18 protein-coding genes are annotated in these 20067 nt (G+C 70.4%); 8 read left to right on the forward strand and 10 right to left on the reverse strand.

The features are described 5' to 3' along the window. Positions 1-206 precede the first annotated feature (206 nt). Complete coding sequence (locus tag OG440_RS09070) at positions 207-2678, forward strand: DNA topoisomerase (ATP-hydrolyzing) subunit A (RefSeq protein ID WP_406006326.1); 2472 nt, start codon at positions 207-209, stop codon at positions 2676-2678. Between the two features lie 62 nt (positions 2679-2740). Here OG440_RS09070 and OG440_RS09075 read toward each other — a convergent pair whose 3' ends face one another. Next, positions 2741-3856: a CobW family GTP-binding protein gene (locus tag OG440_RS09075; RefSeq protein WP_406006327.1), complete on the reverse strand. Its 1116-nt coding sequence runs from the start codon at positions 3854-3856 to the stop codon at positions 2741-2743. Between the two features lie 324 nt (positions 3857-4180). Between OG440_RS09075 and OG440_RS09080 the strand changes: the two genes are divergently transcribed. Together OG440_RS09080 and OG440_RS09085 are read left to right on the forward strand one after the other, a co-directional pair. Beyond that, complete coding sequence (locus OG440_RS09080) at positions 4181-4738, forward strand: DUF6082 family protein (RefSeq protein WP_057605691.1); 558 nt, start codon at positions 4181-4183, stop codon at positions 4736-4738. 265 nt (positions 4739-5003) lie between these two features. Further along, positions 5004-5243 (forward strand): hypothetical protein, encoded by a 240-nt coding sequence (locus OG440_RS09085; protein ID WP_230194432.1) that lies wholly within the window; start codon positions 5004-5006, stop codon positions 5241-5243. A gap of 78 nt (positions 5244-5321) precedes the next feature. Here OG440_RS09085 and OG440_RS09090 read toward each other — a convergent pair whose 3' ends face one another. Beyond that, a complete protein-coding gene (locus tag OG440_RS09090) occupies positions 5322-6491 on the reverse strand; it encodes a citrate synthase/methylcitrate synthase (protein ID WP_406006328.1) in 1170 nt (389 codons plus the stop codon). A 98-nt stretch (positions 6492-6589) separates the two neighbouring features. Here OG440_RS09090 and OG440_RS09095 point away from each other — a divergent pair, with 98 nt between their 5' ends. From OG440_RS09095 to OG440_RS09110, 4 genes are all read left to right on the forward strand, one after another. Continuing rightward, positions 6590-7846, forward strand: coding sequence for a citrate/2-methylcitrate synthase (locus tag OG440_RS09095; RefSeq protein WP_406006329.1), 1257 nt, complete (start codon positions 6590-6592; stop codon positions 7844-7846). A 232-nt stretch (positions 7847-8078) separates the two neighbouring features. Continuing rightward, the gene (locus tag OG440_RS09100) at positions 8079-9020 is read left to right on the forward strand and encodes a sucrase ferredoxin (protein ID WP_406006330.1); all 942 of its coding nucleotides are present in this window, start codon (positions 8079-8081) and stop codon (positions 9018-9020) included. 129 nt (positions 9021-9149) lie between these two features. Further along, a complete protein-coding gene (locus OG440_RS09105; protein WP_406006331.1) occupies positions 9150-10820 on the forward strand; it encodes an ATP-binding protein in 1671 nt (556 codons plus the stop codon). Beyond that, complete coding sequence (locus OG440_RS09110; protein ID WP_406006332.1) at positions 10817-11497, forward strand: response regulator; 681 nt, start codon at positions 10817-10819, stop codon at positions 11495-11497. The genes OG440_RS09105 and OG440_RS09110 overlap by 4 nt, the downstream gene beginning before the upstream one ends. Positions 11498-11571: 74 nt before the next feature. Here OG440_RS09110 and OG440_RS09115 read toward each other — a convergent pair whose 3' ends face one another. From OG440_RS09115 to OG440_RS09125, 3 genes are read right to left on the reverse strand one after another with little or no spacing between them, the layout of a single operon-like run. Continuing rightward, entirely contained in the window at positions 11572-12633 is a 1062-nt protein-coding gene (locus OG440_RS09115; protein ID WP_406006333.1) for an ABC transporter substrate-binding protein, read from the reverse strand. Between the two features lie 60 nt (positions 12634-12693). Further along, positions 12694-13557 (reverse strand): ABC transporter permease, encoded by an 864-nt coding sequence (locus OG440_RS09120; RefSeq protein ID WP_406006334.1) that lies wholly within the window; start codon positions 13555-13557, stop codon positions 12694-12696. After that, positions 13547-14362: an ABC transporter ATP-binding protein gene (locus OG440_RS09125; RefSeq protein WP_406006335.1), complete on the reverse strand. Its 816-nt coding sequence runs from the start codon at positions 14360-14362 to the stop codon at positions 13547-13549. The genes OG440_RS09120 and OG440_RS09125 overlap by 11 nt, the downstream gene beginning before the upstream one ends. A 161-nt stretch (positions 14363-14523) precedes the next feature. Here OG440_RS09125 and OG440_RS09130 point away from each other — a divergent pair, with 161 nt between their 5' ends. Beyond that, entirely contained in the window at positions 14524-15216 is a 693-nt protein-coding gene (locus tag OG440_RS09130) for a response regulator (protein WP_406006336.1), read from the forward strand. 63 nt (positions 15217-15279) lie between these two features. Here the strand turns inward: OG440_RS09130 and OG440_RS09135 are convergent, their stop codons facing one another. The 5 genes from OG440_RS09135 to OG440_RS09155 all read right to left on the reverse strand — a co-directional run bounded on the left by OG440_RS09135 (position 15280) and on the right by OG440_RS09155 (position 19877). Continuing rightward, positions 15280-16872, reverse strand: coding sequence for a cation acetate symporter (locus tag OG440_RS09135; protein ID WP_406006337.1), 1593 nt, complete (start codon positions 16870-16872; stop codon positions 15280-15282). Continuing rightward, positions 16869-17444, reverse strand: a complete 576-nt coding sequence (locus OG440_RS09140) for a DUF485 domain-containing protein (protein ID WP_406006338.1) — start codon at positions 17442-17444, stop codon at positions 16869-16871. The genes OG440_RS09135 and OG440_RS09140 overlap by 4 nt, the downstream gene beginning before the upstream one ends. An 80-nt stretch (positions 17445-17524) precedes the next feature. Continuing rightward, positions 17525-18208: a response regulator gene (locus tag OG440_RS09145; protein WP_406006339.1), complete on the reverse strand. Its 684-nt coding sequence runs from the start codon at positions 18206-18208 to the stop codon at positions 17525-17527. Next, positions 18205-19356 carry a sensor histidine kinase gene (locus OG440_RS09150; protein ID WP_406006340.1) on the reverse strand — a complete coding sequence of 384 codons (1152 nt, stop codon included), beginning with the start codon at positions 19354-19356 and terminating at the stop codon, positions 18205-18207. Before OG440_RS09150 ends, OG440_RS09145 begins: the two co-directional genes overlap by 4 nt. Further along, positions 19353-19877 carry a DUF1453 domain-containing protein gene (locus OG440_RS09155; protein ID WP_406006341.1) on the reverse strand — a complete coding sequence of 175 codons (525 nt, stop codon included), beginning with the start codon at positions 19875-19877 and terminating at the stop codon, positions 19353-19355. Before OG440_RS09155 ends, OG440_RS09150 begins: the two co-directional genes overlap by 4 nt. Positions 19878-20067 lie beyond the last annotated feature (190 nt).

A 20067-nucleotide genomic window follows, 5' to 3' on the forward strand; every position in this document is an offset into this window, starting at 1 on the left:
GTATGCAAGCGTGCGGACGGTCCGCGAAGTTCCCGGACGACATACGCCGAGAGCGAGATCGCGTAGCCTGCGGGCAGCCGTGGAGGAGATGCCTCTGCGTTCGGGCCGGACGGCCGACGCCGGGTCCTCGCCCGCGCTGTCAGTGCCACGGTCCACAATGGTCCGCGTCAGATCCCGTATCACGCCCCAGCAAGGAGCCGGCAGCGATGGCCCGCCGCAGCACGAAGACCCCGCCGCCCGACGACTCGTACGAGGAGCGCATCCTCGACATCGACGTCGTCGACGAGATGCAGGGCTCCTTCCTCGAGTACGCGTACTCGGTCATCTACTCCCGCGCCCTGCCGGACGCCCGTGACGGCCTCAAGCCGGTGCACCGCCGCATCGTCTACCAGATGAACGAGATGGGCCTGCGCCCGGAGCGCGGCTATGTGAAGTGCGCCCGGGTCGTCGGCGAGGTCATGGGCAAGCTGCACCCGCACGGCGACGCGTCGATCTACGACGCGCTGGTGCGGATGGCCCAGCCCTTCTCCATGCGGCTGCCGCTGGTCGACGGCCACGGCAACTTCGGCTCGCTGGGCAACGACGACCCGCCGGCCGCCATGCGGTACACCGAATGCCGCCAGGCCGCGGCGACGAGCCTGATGACGGAGTCGATCGACGAGGACACGGTCGACTTCACGCCCAACTACGACGGCCAGGAGCAGGAGCCGGTCGCGCTGCCCGCCGCCTTCCCGAACCTCCTGGTCAACGGCTCGTCCGGGATCGCGGTCGGCATGGCCACGAACATGCCGCCGCACAACCTGGGCGAGGTCATCGCGGCCGCCCGCCATCTGATCCGCTATCCCGGCGCGGATCTGGACGCCCTGATGAAGTTCGTTCCTGGCCCCGACCTGCCCACCGGCGGCCGGATCGTCGGCCTCTCCGGCATCCGGGACGCCTACGAGAACGGCCGCGGCACGTTCAAGATCCGCGCCACCGTGGCGGTGGAGACCGTCACGGCCCGCCGCAAGGGTCTGGTCATCACCGAACTGCCCTTCGCCGTCGGACCCGAGAAGGTCATCGCCAAGATCAAGGACCTGGTCGGCTCGAAGAAGATCCAGGGCATCGCCGACGTCAAGGACCTCACCGACCGGGCGCACGGTCTGCGTCTCGTCATCGAGATCAAGAACGGCTTCGTTCCGGAGGCCGTCCTGGAGCAGCTGTACAAGCTGACCCCGATGGAGGAGTCCTTCGGCATCAACAACGTGGCCCTGGTCGACGGCCAGCCGCTCACGCTGGGCCTCAAGGAGCTCCTGGAGGTCTACCTCGACCACCGCTTCACCGTGGTGCGCCGCCGCAGCGAGTTCCGCCGCAGCAAGCGCCGTGACCGGCTGCACCTGGTGGAGGGCCTGCTGACGGCGCTCGTCGACATCGACGAGGTCATCCGCCTCATCCGCTCCAGCGACAACAGCGCGGAGGCGAAGCAGCGCCTGATGGAGCGCTTCTCGCTGTCGGAGATCCAGACCCAGTACATCCTTGACACCCCGCTGCGCCGGCTCACCAGGTTCGACCGCATCGAGCTGGAGGCGGAGAAGGAGAAGCTCAACGAGGAGATCGCCGAGCTGACCCGGATCCTGGACTCGGACGCGGAGCTGCGCAAGCTGGTCTCGGCCGAACTGGCCTCGGTGGCGAAGAAGTTCGGCACCGAGCGCCGTACGGTCCTGCTGGAGTCGTCGGGTACCACGGCCACCGCCGTGCCCCTCCAGGTCGCGGACGACCCGTGCCGTGTCCTGCTGTCCTCCACGGGCCTGCTGGCCCGCACGGCGAACGGCACGCCCTTCACGGCCGACACCGAGGACGGGGACGGGGACGGCAAGCGCACCAAGCACGACGTGATCGTCTCGGCGGTGCCGGCCACCGCGCGCGGGGAGATCGGCGCGGTCACCTCATCGGGCCGGCTGCTGCGGATCAATGTCGTCGACCTGCCGCAGCTCCCGGACACGGCCTCGGCCCCGAACCTCTCGGGCGGCGCCCCGCTGGCGGAGTTCGTCTCCCTGGAGGGCGACGAGACGGTGATCTGCCTGACCACGCTCGACGAGTCGTCGCCAGGCCTCGCCATCGGCACGGCGCAGGGCGTCGTCAAGCGGGTCGTGCCCGACTACCCGACCAACAAGGACGAGCTGGAGGTCATCACCCTCAGGGACGGCGACCGGATCGTCGGCGCCGTCGAACTGCGTACCGGCGACGAGGATCTGGTCTTCATCGCCGACGACGCCCAGCTGCTGCGCTACCAGGCCTCGCAGGTGCGTCCGCAGGGCCGCGCGGCGGGCGGCATGGCGGGCATCAAGCTCACCGAGGGCGCGAAGGTGATCTCGTTCACGGCCGTGGACCCCGCGGTGGACGCCGTGGTCTTCACGATCGCGGGGTCGCGCGGGACCCTGGACGACTCCGTGCAGACGACCGCCAAGCTCACCCCGTTCGACCAGTACCCGCGCAAGGGCCGTGCCACCGGCGGTGTGCGCTGCCAGCGGTTCCTGAAGGGCGAGGACTGCCTGTCCCTCGCCTGGGCGGGCCCCGTCCCGGCCAAGGCCGCGCAGAAGAACGGTCTGCCCGCCGAGCTGCCGGAGATGGACCCGCGCCGGGACGGCTCGGGCGTGTCGCTGACGAAGACGATCTCGGTGGTGGCGGGGCCGGTCTAGGGCAGGTCCAGGCCCGAGCCGGGGCAGGTCCAGGCCCGAGCGGGGGCAGGTCCACGCCCGAGTCAGGGCCTGGGCTGCGGATCGGGCCGCAGGGAATCAGCGGGGGCCTCGGTCTCCTGGAAGGCCTGGCCGTCGGGGACCTCGTCGTCGGGGGCCTGTACGTAGCGCAGGACGCCCCACATGCCGTGCTCGTCGGCGTGTGGGGCGTCGTCCTTGCACGCCTCGAGTTCCTTGCCGAGGGCGTCGGTGTCGATGCCCGAGCCGATGAGGACGAGCTGGGTCGTACGGGCGTCGGCGGCCGGCCAGGGCTCCGGGTAGAAGCGGAGAAACCGCCCGACGGCGTGCACGGCGTACCGGTTGGCCGGGTCGTGCGGGCCGAAGTCGACATACCCCTTGATCCGGTACAGCCCCTCCGGTCGGCTGTCGAGGAAGCCCATGGTCCGGCGGGGGTCGAGGGGCACGTCGGACGTGAAGGAGAGGCTGTCGTAGGAGCTGTGCAGGTGCTCCGCGTGACCGTCTTCGGAGTGGTCGCGCAGGCCGTCGAAGGAGAGCTGCCCGGCACGCTCCTCGCCCGGCCGGCAGTCGAAGAGGAACCCGGGGTCGATTCGGCCGTAGGTGGCGGGGGCGACGGCGGCCCGGTCGCTGAGGGAGCGGACGAGTTCGAGGACCCGGTCGGCGTCGGGCGCGCGGTCGAGTTTGTTCACCACGACGAGGTCGGCGAGGGCGAGGTGCCGGTCGATCCCGGGGTGCTTCGCCCGGGTCTCGTCGAACTCCGCGGCGTCGACGACCTCGACGAGCCCGCCGTAGACGATGCCGGGATGCTCACTGGCCAGCACCATCCGTACGAGTTCCTCGGGCTCGGCGAGCCCACTGGCCTCGATGACGATGACGTCGATGCCGACGGCCGGTCTGGCGAGCCGTTCGAGGTACACGTCGAGTTCGCCGGCGTCGACGGCACAGCACAGACAGCCGTTGCCGAGGGAGACGGTGGAGTCGCCGAGCGCACCGGCCACGGCCATGGCGTCGATCTCGATGGCTCCGAAGTCGTTCACGATCGCACCGATGCGGCTGCCCCCGCTGTGGTGCAGGAGATGGTTGAGCAGGGTCGTCTTGCCGGAGCCGAGGAATCCGGCGAGTACGACGACCGGGATCTGCTGCGGACTGCGGCTCTGCGACACGTGCGACCTTTCTGAAACCTACGCGTGCACCGGCGCGCGGGTCCGGCGCGCGTACGAGGATTGAATGCCGCCTCAGGATACGAGCCGGAGGAATCACCGCGAAGTGAACGATTGTTAGCAGCGTGTGCGGGGCAGACGTTGAGCAAGGCGCCCTGGCGTGCGACCCTCGCTTCCCTCCGTGCGCCTCCCCTCCGCCTCCCCCGCCGATCAGAGCCGCTCGGCACTCTGGGAGACGGCAAGCGCCGCCCACCGCTCGCCGGTCCCCGTCACGTCCACCCGCACCCCGACGACCGGCGCACGGCCGCTCGATCGGGGGTTTTTGACATGGCCACACAGAGGTTTGGGGTACGCGGACTCGGTGCCGTCGCTGCGGCGGCGGCCGGCATGGCCGCGGGTGCCCTCGTCACCATGGCGGCACAACGCCATGCGCTGGAGACACTGCGGGTGCGCCTGGAACACCTCGAACGGACCGCCCACTCCCAGCAGCACACCAATCTGGCCAACCAGCAGCGCCTTCACTGGGAATTGCTCAGCAAAGCGATCGACGACCCCGAACTGGCGGAAGTCCTGGACCTCTTCGAGGCGCCCGTCTCCACCAAGCAGCGGCGCCAGTACCTCTACGCCAACGCGCTCTACACCAACGCGCTGTTTTATTACCGGATAGGCAACATATCCCGCGAGGAGTTCTTCGGATACATTCGCGGCATTCTCCAGAACCCTGTGGTACGGGAGTACTGGTACGCGACGAGACACCAGCGGGCGACGATTGCCGACGGTTCCGACGAAGCGGAACTCGGCCGCATGGTGGACGAACTCCTCACACAACTCGAGGAGTCGGACGCCGACGAATGGTGGGTGGTGGGCGAGCCGCCGAGCCCATGAACTCCCCCGGCCCTCGGCGCACTCCGGCAGCCGAGGGCTCACGCCCCGGAGCTCGCACCCCCTCCTGCGGAATCACACCCCCGGCCCATAACGAACAGGTCAAATCCGGAGTTAGGAGGGGCGTCACGGAGTTGACTCGCGCTTGATCGCGTAGAGCGGCCCCACCAGACGTCGCCTACGCCGCCGGATGACGAGCGCACCCCACAGGGCCCGCCTTGCACCGCGCAGTCGTCGTGCGCAAACCAACGGACCCAAGGAAGCAACAGTGAGTCAGATCATCCGTCGAATCGGTGCATCTCCGCGCGCTCGGGGAAGCGTGAGCGGAGCAAATTGCCCCGATATTTTCGAACTTGCCGATGGCAATTTCGCCGTTATCGGCACGGATGCCACGGACTCACTGGACCCGGATCTCCCCTCCGACGCCTCACGCGGTGACCACGAGAGAATTGTCGTCATCACTCGCGAAACCCTGATTCGCGCGAAGGCCGATATTCCGGACCTTTAGGCACTTTCGAGAGGAGGGCCCGACCGGTCCGCCCGCAATGCCGGGCCCTCCTTCCGTGCGCGTGACGTCGGGGCGCGGTCAGGCCATTGCCGGCACCTCTACCGGCGCCCCCGGCCCCACGTACCGCGCGACCGGGCGGATGATCTTCGAGTCCTCCGCCTGCTCCAGGATGTTGGCGCTCCAGCCCACCACGCGCGCCGCCGCGAAGGTCGGAGTGAACATCTCGCGGGGCAGCCCGCAGAGCTCCATGACCACACCCGCGTAGAACTCCACGTTCGTGTGCAGCTCCCGGCCGGGCTTCAGCTCGGCGAGGATCGCCTCCACGCGCCGCTCCACCTCGACGGCGAACTCGACCCGTGGGCCTCCGAATCGCCGGGCGATCTCACGGAGCATGCGCGAACGCGGGTCCTCCGTCCGGTAGACGGCATGGCCGAAGCCCATGATGCGCTCACCGGCAAGAACACGCTCACGGATCCAGGGATCGATGCGATCCGGAGTGCCGATGGCGTCCAGGGCGTCCAGGGCCCGGCTGGGCGCGCCACCGTGCAGCGGCCCCGACAGCGCTCCCACGGCCCCCACGAGACACGCCGCCACGTCCGCCCCGGTCGAGGCGATGACCCGGGCCGTGAAGGTTGACGCGTTGAAGCCGTGATCAATGGTGGCGATCAAGTACTGCTCGATCGCCCGGGCCCGCTCCGGATCGGGTTCGACGCCGGTCAACATGTAGAGATAGTTCGCCGCGTACGGCAGGTCGGCGCGCGGCTCGACGCGGTCGAGACCGCGCCCCAGCCGGTACAGCGCGGTGAGCAGCGTGGGTACGGCCGCCGCCGCGGCGACCGTGTCCTCGCGGCGCCGGTCCGCGCCGACGTCGTACATCGGCCGCAATCCCTTCGCCGCGCCCAGCAACGACAAGGCCGTCCGCATCCCGGCCAGCGGATTCGCGTCCGGACCGGCCGCCGCCGCCAGCGCGGGCAGGGCGGCGGCCACCTCTTCGGGGAGCATCCGCAGCGCCGCGGTCTCGGCGGCGAAGGCGGCGCTCCGTCGCGTGTCCGGCAGTTCGCCGTGGACCAGCAGGTGCCAGACGTCCTCGAAGGGGCGGGTGCGCGCGAGGTCCACGGCGGAGTACTGGCGGTAGTGGTAGAAGCCTTCGCGCCCTCGGACGTCGCCGACCTCCGTGTCCGCGACGACGACACCCGCGAGTCCCCGCGGCACGTCGATGGATGGAGCGGCTGACAGGTTGACGGACATGTCTCCTCCTTGAACTTGATTCGACTGTCCATGGTTGACTTATTCTCTGTCAACATTGATTGAATCAACCTATGTGTCTTGTGGATACGGTGACCTCCATGCGCGATCAGGAACCCGGACCCGGCCACCCCGAACGACGGCTGAGCACCAAAGAGGCCGCCGAGCTGCTCGGCGTGAAGCCCGAGACCGTGTACGCCTACGTCAGTCGCGGCCAACTGAGCAGCCGGCGCACGCCAGGAGGGCGGGGCAGCACCTTCGACGCCGGCGAGGTCGAGACGCTCGCACGGCGCAACAAGCGCGAGAGCAGCGGGAGTCCGGGCTCCGGAGCGGAACTTTCCGTACGCACGCGGCTCACGTTCATCCAGGAGGACCGCTACTACTACCGGGGCGTCGACGCGGTCGAACTGGCTTCGCGGCACTCCTACGAAGAGGTCGCGGAGTGGCTGTGGACGGGTCGGCTGCGGCCCGGCGTCGCCTTCACCGCGCCCGACGCATCCGTCGCGGCCGCCCGACGCGTCGTCGAGGCGCTGCCCGAACACACCGGCCCCACCGACCGGTTGCGGGTCGCCGCCGTCGCCGCCGCGGCCGCGGACCCGCTGCGCTTCGACCTGTCCGAGGACGCCGTGCTCGGCACCGCCCGCATCCTGATCCCCACCCTCGTCGCCGCACTGCCCCCGAAGGTGCCCACGCACCGCGACGAAGGCCCGCTCGCCCCGCGCCTGTGGGGTCGGCTCAGCGGAAGGCCTGCCGACAAGGCCCAGTTGCGCGTTCTCGACACGGCGCTCGGTCTGCTCGTCGACCACGACCTGGCCGCCTCGACACTCGCGGTGCGTGTCGCCGCCTCGGCCCGTGCGCACGCCTACGCGGCGGTCTCCGCCGGGCTCGGGGTGATCGAGGGGCCGCTGCACGGCGCGGCCGGCGGGCTGGCCCACCGCATGCTGCTCGACGTGCTCGACGTCGGCAGTGCCGCTCCGGTGATCGCCGAGGAGCTGCGCGCGGGCCGCCGCATCCCAGGTCTCGGTCACCGGCTCTACCCGGGCGAGGACCCACGCGCGCGTGCCCTGTTCGCTCTCCTGGAGGAGATCCCCGCTGCTGGGCCGGCCCTCGCGGCGGCCCGGGACATCGTGGCCACGACAGCCCGCCACACGCCGCTGCACGCCAACGTGGACCTGGCGCTCGCCGTCCTCACCGCGTCCAGCGGCATGGAGTCCACGGCCAGCGAGACGATCTTCGCCGTCGCCCGCACGGCGGGCTGGATCGCCCACGCCCTGGAGGAGTACGGCGAACGCCCCCTGCGGATGCGCCCGAGCGGACACTACGTGGGGCCCAGGCCGCCCCAGCCTCTCCCGCGCTAGGGGACGCGGAGAGGGCGCGAGCGCGCCTGCGCCCGTCACACTCCGGGGCGCCGACCGTCCGGCACGGTCCGTGTGCCGCCCCCTCCGCCGGCCGGCGTCGCGTCGACCAGGGGCGACGCCAGGATGGGCGTGGGTATCGCATCCCCCGTGGCACGCGCCCGCGTACCCGCGCGGCCGAGCCGGTGACCCCACCGGAAGTCACGCTCCGGGAAGTCAGGTTAGGCTCACCTCTGTGAGTACGTGCGCGACCGTCTCGCGGGATCTCGACGAGCCCATTTCCGGAACCGCGGCCACGGCAACGACCTGGCTCCTCCTGGAACAGCCCGGCCCCTGGGGTGCCGAGGCGCTGGTTTCGAGCCACCTGGACCCGGCCCTGGGCCGTGCCCTGGACGCAGCCGCGCGGAACACGGGCGTACGCATCGCGCTCATCCGCCGCCCCGGGCGCCACGCGGACGTCGGCGCATCACCCCTGCGGCAGGTGTACGCCGCCCACACGGTCCCCGGGAAGGTGTGGCTGCGCAGCGCCGTCACCCACGACCCACGGCAGCTGCTGGACCTCGACTTCGCCGCGCTCGGCAGGGGAGAGCACCGCACCTTCGACACCGCGCTGCGGGGCGGACCGCACACGGGCGACCCCCTCGCCCTCGTCTGCACCAACGGCAAGCGCGACCGCTGCTGCGCGCTCCTCGGCCGGCCACTGGCCGCCGAACTCGCCGCCTCGGGGGTACGAGGCGCCTGGGAGGTCACCCATCTGGGGGGTCATCGCTTCTCCCCCACCCTCCTCGTCCTGCCGTACGGGTACGCGTACGGCCGCGCCGAGGCCCGCGCCGTCAAGGAGGTCCTGCACGGCGTCCAGGACGGGCGGATCGTCGTGGAGGGGTGCCGCGGGTGTTCGGCCTGGGAGCGGCCCGGCCAGGCGGCGGAACTGGCGGTGCGCTCGGCGACCGGCGAGAACGCGGCCGAGGCGCTGAGCGTCGTCCGGACGACGGGCGGCGCACCGCGCTGGGAGGTGACCGTCGCGCACACGGACGGACGCCACTGGCAGGTCGTCGTCGCCCAGGGTGCCTCGCTCCCGCCCCGGCCGGAGAGCTGCGGCACCTCGGTCCTGGGTTCACCTGCGCGGATGGACGTGGTGGCGGTACGCGAGCTGGCCGGAGCGGCCCTGGTGGGCTGACACACCTCCCGACGCGATACGGCCGCACGTCGCCCGGGCACGGCGGAATCGTTTCCTCTTGAGTGGGTCAAGAGATCCACACCACCTACCCCTACGGCTGCGCCGGTCCACCCACGTACCGTCTTGGGTATGAGCCCCACTCCCCCCGCCCGTCGCCTGCGCCTCGGAATGCCGCGGCGCATGTTCTCGCAGCTCCTGCTCATGCAGCTGGCGATCGCCGCGGGAGTCGTGGTGCTCGCGACCGGGCTGTTCCTCGCCCCGCTCAGCGACCAGCTGGACGACCAGGCGATGCGCCGAGCCCTCGCCATCGCGCAGACGACCGCTGCCGTGCCGCAGCTCGCCGAGGACCTCCAGCGCACGCGGCCCTCGGTCGACGGACCGGTCCAGCGGGAGGCCGAGCGGATCCGCAAGGCCAGCGGCGCGGAGTACGTCGTGGTGATGGACCTCCACGGCACCCGCTGGTCGCACGCCGACCCCGCGCAGGTCGGCGGCCACGTGTCGACCGACCCGAGCCAGGCCCTGGCGGGCAGGGACGTCATGGAGATCGACAGCGGCACCCTGGGCCGCTCGGCGCGCGGAAAGGTTCCGCTGCGCGACGGCGACGACAAGATCATCGGCGCGGTTTCGGTCGGCATCGAGTACGACAGCGTGCGCGCCCGCCTGATCCACGCCATCCCCGGGCTGTTCGCCTACGCCGGCGGCGCGCTCGCCGTGGGCGCGCTGGCCGCCTGGCTGATCTCCCGGCGGGTCCAGCGCCAGACCCGCGACCTGGCCTTCTCGGATATCTCGGCGCTGCTCGCCGAGCGCGAGGCGATGTTGCACGGCATCCGGGAAGGCGTCGTGGCCCTGGACCGCGTCGGCCGCGTCCGGCTGCTCAACGACGAGGCCCAGCGCCTCCTCGGCATCGGGGAGGAAGCGGTCGGCGCATCGCCCGACGAGGCGCTCGGCGGGGGGCGTACGGCCGATGTCCTGGCGGGCCGGGTGACCGGCACGGACCTGATCGCCGTCCGAGGGCAGCGCGTCCTGGTCGTCAACCGCATGCCCACCGACGACGGCGGAGCCGTGGCCACCCTGCGCGATCGCACCGAGCTGGAACAGCTCGGGCGGGAACTCGACTCGACGCACGGCCTCATCGACGCGCTGCGCGCCCAGGACCACGAGCACGCCAACCGGATGCACACCCTGCTGGGGCTGCTCGAACTGGAAATGTACGACGACGCGGTGGACTTCGTCGGGGAGGTGGTCGGCGATCACCGGGCGACCGCGGAGCAGGTGACCGAGAAGATCGGGGACCCGCTGCTCGCCGCCCTGCTGGTCGGCAAGGCGACCGTCGCGGCCGAGCGCGCCGTCGCCCTGTGGGTCTCCGACCGCACCCGGCTGCCCGACCGCCTGGTCGACCCGCGTGGGCTGGTCACGGTCGTCGGCAACCTCGTGGACAACGCGCTCGACGCCGTCGCCGGCACACCGCACGCGCGCGTGGAGGTCGAGCTGCGCGCGGAGGGCCGTACGGCGGTCCTGCGGGTACGGGACACAGGCCCCGGCATCCCGCCCGAGCAACGCGAGTTGATCTTCACCGAGGGCTGGTCCACGAAGAAGCCGCCGGCCCACGGCAAGCGGGGCATCGGGCTCTCCCTGGTGCGCAGGCTCGCCGAGCGCCAGGGCGGCCACGCCACGGTGGACGAGGCGACCGGAGGGGGCGCCGAGTTCACCGTCGTCCTGCCCGAGGCCCTCACCGAGCCCGACCTGGAACCCGCCCTGTCCGCACCGGCGAACAGCACTGCCGAGGAGGAGGCGCGATGATCGAGGTCCTGGTCGTGGACGACGACACCAGGGTCGCCCAGGTCAACGCCGCCTACGTCGAGAAGGTGCCGGGCTTCCACGTCGCCGGCGAGGCCCACAGCGCGGCCGAGGCGCTGCGTCAGCTGGAGCTGCTGCCCCGCCTGGACCTCGTCCTGCTGGACCACTACCTGCCCGACGAGACGGGTCTCGAGGTCGTCCAGGAGATGCGCCGGCGCGGCCACCAGACCGACGTCATCATGGTGACGGCCGCGCGGGACGTCACGACGGTGCAGGCGGCGATGCGCCAGGGCGCCCTTCAGTACCTGGTGAAACCGTTCGCCTTCGCGGGTCTGCGCGCCAAGCTGGAGGCGTACGCCGAGCTGCGCCGCACACTGGACGGCGGCGGGGAGGCCGAACAGGCCGATGTCGACCGCATCTTCGGCGCGCTGTCCGCTCCCTCGGAGCCCGGCCTGCCCAAGGGGCACTCCCCCACCACCGCCGAACTCGTACGCCAGGCCCTGATGAACGCCGAGGGGCCTCTGTCCGCCCAGGAGATCGCCGACCGGACCGGGGTGAGCCGTCAGACCGCCCAGCGCTACCTGAAGCTCCTGGAGCGCACCGGGCGGGCCCGGCTGACCCTGAAGTACGGCGACGCGGGCCGCCCGGAACACCGTTACGTGTGGGCGACCCGCGCCTGAGGGCACGGTCCTCGGGGGCGGGGGGAACCGTGCCCCTCTGGAGTACGGATCCGGACCCGCCGGCCGCTCGATCGTCAGCCCACCGCCTTCTCGACGAATTCGGTCGTGTAGGTCTTGCTCAGATCGACGTCGGCGTTCTGGATGTTGGGATTGAAGGCCTTGAGGACCTTCTCGACGGTCTCGGGCCCGTTCTTGGGCATCACGCCGTCCTTGGTGAACATCGGCAGCGTGTTCTTGATGGCCACCGAGTACAGCAGCTTGTTCCCCTGGGAGTAGTCCGTCGGCATCTTCTCGGCGATCTCGGCCGCGCTGTGCGTGGACATCCACTTGAGCGTCTTGACGAATGCATTGGCCAACTTCTGGACGGTGTCCTTGTGACTGTTGACCCAGTCCGTCTGCATGTACAGGCTTGACGAGGGATACGGTCCGCCGAGCGCCTCCTCGGAGCCCTGCGGCGTGCGCATGTCGAGCAGGACCTTGCCCGCCTTCTTGTCGAGAATGGTCGCCACGGTCGGATCGGTCGTCATGCCGCCGTCGATGGCGCCCTGCTGGAGGGCGGCGATGAAGGTCGGCCCCGCCCCCACGGCGACCGGGGTGAACTCGCTGACCTTCACGCCGTTCTTGACCGCGAGGTACTTGGTGAGGAAGTCGGTCGAGGAACCGAGGCCCGTGACCCCGAGCTTCTTGCCCTTGAAGTCCTTGGGCGAGTTGATGTCGTCCTCCGCCTTGGTGGAGACGATCTCCACCTCTCCGGGCGCGTGCGAGAACTGCACGACCGACTCCACCTCCTTGCCCTTCACCTGGAGGTCGAGGGTGTGGTCGTAGAAGCCGACGGCTCCCTGCACCTGGCCGGAGACGAGCGCCGTCTCGGCCTGGACACCGGCGGGCTCGCTCAGCATCTCGACGTCGAGCCCCTCGGCGTCGAAGTAGCCCAGACGCTGGGTGAGCATGGCGGGCAGGTAGATGACCTTGTCGAGGCCACCGACCATGATCTTGACCTTGGTGCCCTTGCCGTCTCCCTTGCTCCCGGAGCCGGTGGACGCGGTGCTCGCCGCGTCGTCGGCACAGGCGGTCAGCGTGGAGAGGGCGAGCAGGCCGGCGGCGGCCAGGGCCGTGTATCTGGCGGTTGTGCGCATGGCGGGTTCACGTCCTTGTGAGAGGGCGATGCGAGGGGGGAACGGGAGTGGGGAGGAGGGTCAGCTGTCGGAGCCCGACGGCTTCCACCGGAAGATGCGGCGCTCGGCGAAGGTGAGCAGGCCCTCCGCGAAGAGGGCGACGACGGCGAGGATGACCATCGCGGCGTAGACACCCGCCGCGTTGAACGTGCCCTGCGACTGCGCGACGAGCAGGCCGATGCCCTTGGTCGCACCGATGTACTCGCCGACGATCGCGCCGATCAGGGCGAAGCCGAAGCTGACATGCAGGCTGGTGAAGATCCAGGAGGTGGCGGACGGGACGACCACCTGGAGCGTCACCCTGCGGTCGCTCGCTCCGAGGATGCGGGCGTTCGCGACCAGATTGCGGTCGACCTCGCGGGCGCCCTGGAAGGCGTTGAAGAAGACCGGGAAGAACACCAGGACGACGGCCGAGGCGACCTTGGAGGCGGGGCCGAGGCCGAACCAGATCACGAAGATCGGGGCCAGCACGATCCTGGGAATGGAGTTGAGCACCTTGATGTATGGACCAAGGATGTCGGCGAGGAAGGTGATCCGCCCCAGGGCGATACCGCACACGACGCCGGCGACCACACCGATGACCCAGCCGAGCAGCGCCTCGTAGAGCGTGTACCAGATCTGCTCGCCGAGGGAGCCGAGCGCGGTCCCGTGCGTCACCCAGGTCCAGATCTGGTCCCAGATCTTCGTGGGCATCGAGAAGTTGAAGGGATCGATGACCTCGGCCCGGGAGAGCGCCTCCCACAGGGCGAGTACCGCCACCAGGAGCAGGACACGCGACGCCGTCACGACGGCCTTGCGTCGGCGAGCGGCACGCGCGCGTGAGTGGGCGCGGTCAGGGGCCTTGGCCGTGTCGACGACCGGGGTGCTGAGCACTTCAGGCGACACTGGCGGCACCTCTTTCGCGGGTGATGCGGACCTCTTCACCGAGGGACTCCCAGATCTCGCGGTAGATCTCGATGAACCGCGGTTCCAGCCGCACCGACTCGACCTTGCGCGGCCTCGGCAGGTCGATGTCGAAGACCTGCTTCACGGTGGCCGGACCGGCGGTCATCACGACGACCTTGTCGGCCAGCGCGATGGACTCCTCCAGGTCGTGGGTGACGAAGACGACGGACGCGCCCGTGCCCTCCCACAGCTCGAGGAGTTCGTCCGACATCAGGGCCCTGGTCTGCACGTCGAGCGCCGAGAACGGCTCGTCCATGAGGAGGATCTCGGGGTCGTTCACGAAGGTCGCGGCGAGGGCCACGCGCTTGCGCTGCCCGCCGGAGAGCTGGTGCGGATAGCGGTCCTCGAACGCGGTGAGCCCGACCCGGGCCAGCCACTCGCGCGCTTTCCGCTTCGCCTCCGCCTTGGGCACACCGCGAAAGCGGGGCCCTGCCATGACGTTGGACAGGACCGTACGCCAGGGGAAGGTGGCATCCTGCTGGAAGACGAAGCCGACCTTGTCACCGACGCCACGCACGGGCTGCCCGCCGACCATCACCTCGCCCTGGGTGGGCTCTTCCAGACCGCTGACCAGGGTCAACGTGGTCGACTTACCGCAGCCGGTCGGGCCGACGACGGCCACGAACTCGCCCTGCCCGACAGTGAGGTCGAGTTCCCGCACGGCGGTGTGCGGAGCCCCCGACGGGGTCCTGAAGACCTTGCTCGCGCCCCGCAGCTCGATGGCGGGGCTGGTGTGTGCGCTCATGGCCGGGGACGGTAGAGGCGACCCGGGAGGCTGCATCAGCCTTCTGGGCGCATGCGCTTCTTTTGCCTGCAGTAGCCTGTTGTGCTCGTTTTGCTCGCGCTAGAACAGCGAAGCCGAAACACGGGCTCAACGCCCGCCTGGCCTTGACGGAGAGAGGCCCGATGATTGACGTCCTGGTGGTGGACGACGACTTCCGCGTCGCCGAGATCAACGCCAAGTACGTGGGAAAGGTTCCCGGATTCCGGGTGGCCGCCCGCGCGCACAGTGCCGCCCAGGCACTGGGAACCATCGAGCGCGGAACCATCGACCTGGTGCTGCTCGACCACTACCTGCCCGACCAGACCGGTCTCCAGCTCATTCACCGCATGCGCGAACAGGGCCATGGCACCGACGTCATCATGATCACGGCGGCCGGAGACGTCACGACGGTCCAGACCGCGATGCGCCTGGGCGCGCTGCACTACCTGGTCAAGCCGTTCACCTTCGCCGCCCTGCGCACCCGCCTCGACTCGTATGCCGCCCTGCGCCGCACGGTGGAGCGGGTCGGCGGGCACGGCATCGCCGGCCAGGAGCAGGTCGACCGGATCTTCGGCGCCCTGCGCACCGGGCCGGCGCCGTCCTCACCCGGCCTGCCGAGCGGCCACTCGGAACCGACCACGGACCTGATCTGCGAGGTTCTGCACCGCGCTAACCATCCGCTGTCGGCCCACGAGGTGGCCGCCGAGACCGGCCTGAGCCGCTCCACCGCCCAGCGCTACCTCCGCCACCTGGAACAGGCCGGACGCCTGCACCTCTCCCTCAAGTACGGGGACACGGGCCGCCCGGAGCACCGGTACGCCTGGGTGGCGCCGTAGCCGGGCGCCGGGACGCGACACGACGGTGAGGAGCCGCCCGCCGACGGTAATGAGGGCCGACGGCTACGCGGCGCCCGCCCCGGTCAGTGACCGCACCTCCGTCTCCGCGTGCTTGGCCTCGTCCGCGACCTCGGCCGAGGTGACCGTGCCGAGCCAGCCCGCGAGAAAGCCCAGCGGAATCGAGACCAGGCCGGGGTTCTGCAGCGGAAAGTACTGGAAGTCCACGTCCGGGAAGAGCGACTCGGGGCTGCCGGACACCACCGGCGACAGCACGACGAGCGCCAGCGCTGGAACCAGCCCTCCGTACACCGCCCAGACGGCGCCCCGCGTGGTGAAGCTCCGCCAGAACAGCGAATACATCAGGACCGGCAGATTCGAGGACGCGGCGACGGCGAAGGCGAGCCCGACCAGGAACGCGACATTGAGGTCGCGGGCCAGCAGGCCGAGGGCGATGGCGACCACGCCGACGCCCACGGCGGCGACTCGCGCCACCGCGACCTCGCTGCGGGGTCTGGCCTTACGGCGGCGCAGGGAGGCGTACAGGTCGTGCGCCACCGACGCCGAGGAGGCGAGCGTGATCCCGGCGACGACTGCGAGGATCGTGGCGAAGGCGACGGCCCCGACGATCGCGAACAGCACCGCTCCGCCGGTGGAGTCGGCGCCGCCGCCCAGGTCGAGTGCCAGAAGGGGAACCGCCGTGTTCCCGGCCGCGTTCGAACCGCGCACCGCCTCCGGGCCGACGATCGCGGCCGCACCGAAGCCGAGGACGATCGTCATCAGGTAGAAACCGCCGATCAGCCCGATCGACCAGACGACCGAGCGACGGGCGGCCTGCGCGGTCGGCACAGTGTAGAAGCGGGACAGGATGTGCGGCAGTCCCGCCGTGCCCAGCACCAGCGCGAGCCCCAGGCTCATGAAGTCGAACCGCGCGGTCCAGTCCCCGCCGTACTTCAGCCCGGGCGCCAGAAACGCGTCACCGTGCCCGCTGCGCTCGGCCGCCGTGCGCAGCAACTGGTCGAAGTCACCGTGGAAGCGCACCAGGACGAGCACGGTGAGGGCGATGGTGCCGGCCAGCAGCAGCACCGCCTTGACGATCTGGATCCACGTGGTCGCCCGCATCCCTCCCAGCGACACATAGATCACCATGAGCGCCCCGACCCCGATGACGGCCCAGGACTGGGCCGCCTCGTCGGTGTTGCCGAGGAGCAGCGCGACGAGACTGCCGGCGCCCACCATCTGCGCCACCAGATAGAGCACGGACACGGTGACCGACGCGGTCCCCGCCGCGATTCGCACCGGCCGCTCGCTCATCCGCGCGGCGACCACGTCGGCGAGCGTGAACCGCCCGCAGTTGCGCACCAGTTCGGCCACGAGGAACAGCACGACAAGCCAGGCCACGAGGAAGCCGACCACATACAGCAGCCCGTCGTACCCGAACAGCGCGATGAGTCCGGTGACGCCCAGGAAGGAGGCGGCCGACATGTAGTCGCCGGCGATGGCAAAACCATTCTCCATCGGGGAGAACAGCCGCCCACCGACGTAGAACTCCTCCTCCGAACCATGGCGGTTACGGCTGACCCAGGTCGTGATCCCCAATGTGACCGCGACGAAGGCACTGAACAACAGCAACACCAGCGCCTGATGGTTCCCGGTCACGACGCACCACCCTGCGCTCCCCTGGTCAACTCCTGTGTCTCCCAACGGAGTTCGAGCGCGGCGCGATCCCGGCGCAGCCGCGCGTGCCGGGCGTAGGCCCAGGTGAGCAGGAACGTGCTGAGGAACTGGCCAAGCCCGGCGAGCAGTGCGACGTTCACGGCGCCCGCCACCGGCCGTGCCATCAGGCCGGGCGCGGTCGTCGCCGCCACCACGTACGCGACGTACCAGATGAGGAACCCGGCTGCGGCGGGCACCACGAACCGCCGGTACCTGCTGCGTACTTCCTGGAAGGCCGCACTGCGCTGCACCTCGAGGTAGATCTGAGCCGCTGCCTCGGTTCCGGTCTCCCGCCGACGGGCCGCGGGAACCTCCGGCCCGGGCGTGCTCATGATGGCCGACTCGCCCCAGCCCGAGGCGAGCGCGTCGTACCACGGGTCCTCGTAGCGCACGTCGGCGGACGGCTCGGCGTACGCCTGGGCTTGGCCTTGGAAGTGTTCGTGCACGTGTGGCGTGGGGGCATCGCTGTCGGGACCGTCCCCGTCGGCGCGGGCACGACCGTTGCTTGACTGCATGCCCAAGGATGGACAGAACGGGAAGATCCCCGACTATTGTTCCCCGAACACTTCACCCCATCAGGTGACCGAAGCGCCCTTCACCCCGCGGGCGGCCGGACCAGCCCCTTCCCGTACGCGTAACGCACCGCTTGGGCTCGGCCCTTGAGCCCCGTCTTGGAGAACATGTTGTTGATGTGCGTCTTCACCGTCGCGGTGGACACGCTCAGCCTGCGTGCGATCTCCTGATTACTGAGCCCCTCGGCGATCAGTACCAGCACCTCCGCCTCGCGTGTCGTGAGCCCGTCGGGGACGACCGCGGGCGCGGGCGGCTCCGGTTCGGGCGCCGACAGACGTTCCAGCAGCCTTCGCTGGACACTCGGCGACAGCCCGGCGTCCCCGGACAGCACGCTGTGCACGGCCCTTACGATCTCGTCCCCGCCCGCGTCCTTGGTGAGGTACCCCCGTGCGCCCGCTTTCAGCGCCGGGAACAGGGATTCGTCGTCCGCGTAGGTCGTGAGGACCACGACTTGCGTTCCGGGGTACTCGGACCGGATGCGCCGGGTCGCCTCGACTCCGTCACAGCGAGGCATGCGCAGGTCCATCAGCACGACGTCGGGCGCCAGTTCGGTGACGAGCCGCACGGCCTCCTCCCCGTCGCCGGCCGCGCCCACGACCTCGACTCCCGGCAGCAGCCCGAGCAGCATCACGATGCCTTCGCGGACCACTGTCTGATCGTCCGCGACCACGACCCTGGCGGGTTTCCTCGCCGCCTCCTCCGTCATACCGGCACCTTCAGCGTCACCGCGAACCCTTCCTCGTCCGGTCCGGCGGCGAGCGATCCGCCCAGCAGTTCGGCGCGCTCCCGCATCCCCAGCAGACCGTACCCGCCTCCGGCTTCCGCGAGTTCGCCCGGCGAACCGCCCGAGTCCCGCACGTCCAGCGTCACTTCATGTCGGCCGTACTCCAGCCGCACCCGCACCTTGGCGCCCCGCGCGTGTTTGCGAGCGTTCGTCAAGGCCTCCTGAGCGACCCGGCGCACGGCCTGCGACGCCTCGGCCGGCAGCGCTCTGCGTTCGCCCCCCACGATGACCTCGGCACCGTCGGACGTGCGGACGAGCTCGGTCAGAAAGTCCTCCAGCGGCGTCAGTTCGCCCCGTAGTGCGGAAAGCGACTGCCTGGTCTCCTCCAGACCGTCGCGGGCCATCCCCCGCGCGGCCACCACGCGGTCGAGAATCTGCTCGCGGTCCGCGCCCCGCTCGATCAGCAGCCGGGCCGCCTCCAGGTGCACGAGCTGCGCCGAGAGGCTGTGGGCCAGGACATCGTGGATCTCCCGGGCGATGCGAGCCCGCTCCGCGAGTGCGGCCGACTCGGCCTCGGCGACGCGTGCGGCCCGCTCCTGGGTGAGCAGTCGCTGTGCGGTGCCTCTGGCTTCGGCGTCCAGACGCAGTGCGTATCCGGCGAGGGCCATGCCCGCGATGGCGACGGCCGACGTCACCCCCGAGTCGTCGTTGACCACGGCGAAGGCCGCGAACCCGATGGAAGCCGCCGGCAGTGCCGCGCCGAGCGGCAGCCGCTCCAGAGCCGCGATCGCGCAACCGCACCACAGCACGGCGGCGGGTGAACGAAAGTCCGCGGCCTCGGCGCCGGCCGCCAGCCCCAGCAGCATGAGGAGAGCCGCCAGGGACGGCCACAGTCGGTGCTCGAGTGTGGTCCGGAACAAGGCCCATGCCAGCCCACCCGCGACAAGAACACCGCCGGCTCCGGCGACCGCCACCCACCCCTGGATGCGGCTGTCGTGGACGGCGCTCCAGAAAAGTGCTCCCAGGACCAGCAGCCTTACGGCCCAGGCCAGCAGCCGCCTGGGGCGCGATGCCCCCCGGGGGCCCAGCGCTTCCCGTGAGGGCCAGCGTGTCCAGACACTCTGCGTCACACGCGCTCCTTCCGCGGGGACCGGGGCAGGTGGTCACCGTACGCCGCGGCCTGCGCGGGAACCTGCTTCAGTGGTTGTACGCGCCAGATCAGGATCCCGGAACGGACGAGCAAGGTGGCGGCGAGTCCGAGCATCAGGGCGGCGCTTTCCTGGTGGATGCCCAGCAGTGCGCCGACCCCGAACCGGCCCGCCCGCAGCGCTATGCCGGCCCCCCAGACGGCCACGCTCGCTTTGGTGCTCTTGCTCCACACAGCGCCACCGGGCGCCACCCAGACGCGGGTGGTCCAGGCCCAGGCGGCTCCCATGGCCAGAGCGACGATCAGTTCGGCACCGAGGACGAGGGCTGATCCGGTGGGGTGCCGGGCGTCGAGCAGATCGGGTTCGCGCAGCGCTGTGATCAGCAGGATTCCCGGAAGGAGCCACCATCTCCGGTCCGTGTCGATACGGCTGGCGCTGAACTGCCGCACGATCACGAGTGCGGCCACAGCCACGATCACCAGTGCGTCGACGAACCCGGACATCGCGGCCTCCGTGAGCGGGAAGGGGAAGCCGGCAGCGAGCGCTGCCGACACCTTCGACGCTACGGAAACGAGCCGGTCCGCAGATCGGAGCGGGGGTGGATCATGGGTGGATCTCCGGAGGCCAGGGTTCTCCACCCGCGGGTGGAGAACCCTCAGCCCTACGTGCCCGGGACCCGGCCGGGCCGGGCAC

Source organism: Streptomyces sp. NBC_00637 (assembly GCF_045161545.1).
GTDB lineage: Bacteria > Actinomycetota > Actinomycetes > Streptomycetales > Streptomycetaceae > Streptomyces.

Excerpts from the sequence above, each read along its gene's own strand:
- OG440_RS09070 (WP_406006326.1), top strand. The coding sequence starts at position 207 with ATGGCCCGCCGCAGCACGAAGACCCCGCCGCCCGACGACTCGTACGAG.
- OG440_RS09080 (WP_057605691.1), top strand. The coding sequence starts at position 4,181 with ATGGCCACACAGAGGTTTGGGGTACGCGGACTCGGTGCCGTCGCTGCG.
- OG440_RS09090 (WP_406006328.1), bottom strand. The coding sequence starts at position 6,491 with ATGTCCGTCAACCTGTCAGCCGCTCCATCCATCGACGTGCCGCGGGGA.
- OG440_RS09095 (WP_406006329.1), top strand. The coding sequence starts at position 6,590 with ATGCGCGATCAGGAACCCGGACCCGGCCACCCCGAACGACGGCTGAGC.
- OG440_RS09105 (WP_406006331.1), top strand. The coding sequence starts at position 9,150 with ATGAGCCCCACTCCCCCCGCCCGTCGCCTGCGCCTCGGAATGCCGCGG.
- OG440_RS09110 (WP_406006332.1), top strand. The coding sequence starts at position 10,817 with ATGATCGAGGTCCTGGTCGTGGACGACGACACCAGGGTCGCCCAGGTC.
- OG440_RS09115 (WP_406006333.1), bottom strand. The coding sequence starts at position 12,633 with ATGCGCACAACCGCCAGATACACGGCCCTGGCCGCCGCCGGCCTGCTC.
- OG440_RS09125 (WP_406006335.1), bottom strand. The coding sequence starts at position 14,362 with ATGAGCGCACACACCAGCCCCGCCATCGAGCTGCGGGGCGCGAGCAAG.
- OG440_RS09130 (WP_406006336.1), top strand. The coding sequence starts at position 14,524 with ATGATTGACGTCCTGGTGGTGGACGACGACTTCCGCGTCGCCGAGATC.
- OG440_RS09140 (WP_406006338.1), bottom strand. The coding sequence starts at position 17,444 with ATGCAGTCAAGCAACGGTCGTGCCCGCGCCGACGGGGACGGTCCCGAC.
- OG440_RS09145 (WP_406006339.1), bottom strand. The coding sequence starts at position 18,208 with ATGACGGAGGAGGCGGCGAGGAAACCCGCCAGGGTCGTGGTCGCGGAC.
- OG440_RS09155 (WP_406006341.1), bottom strand. The coding sequence starts at position 19,877 with ATGTCCGGGTTCGTCGACGCACTGGTGATCGTGGCTGTGGCCGCACTC.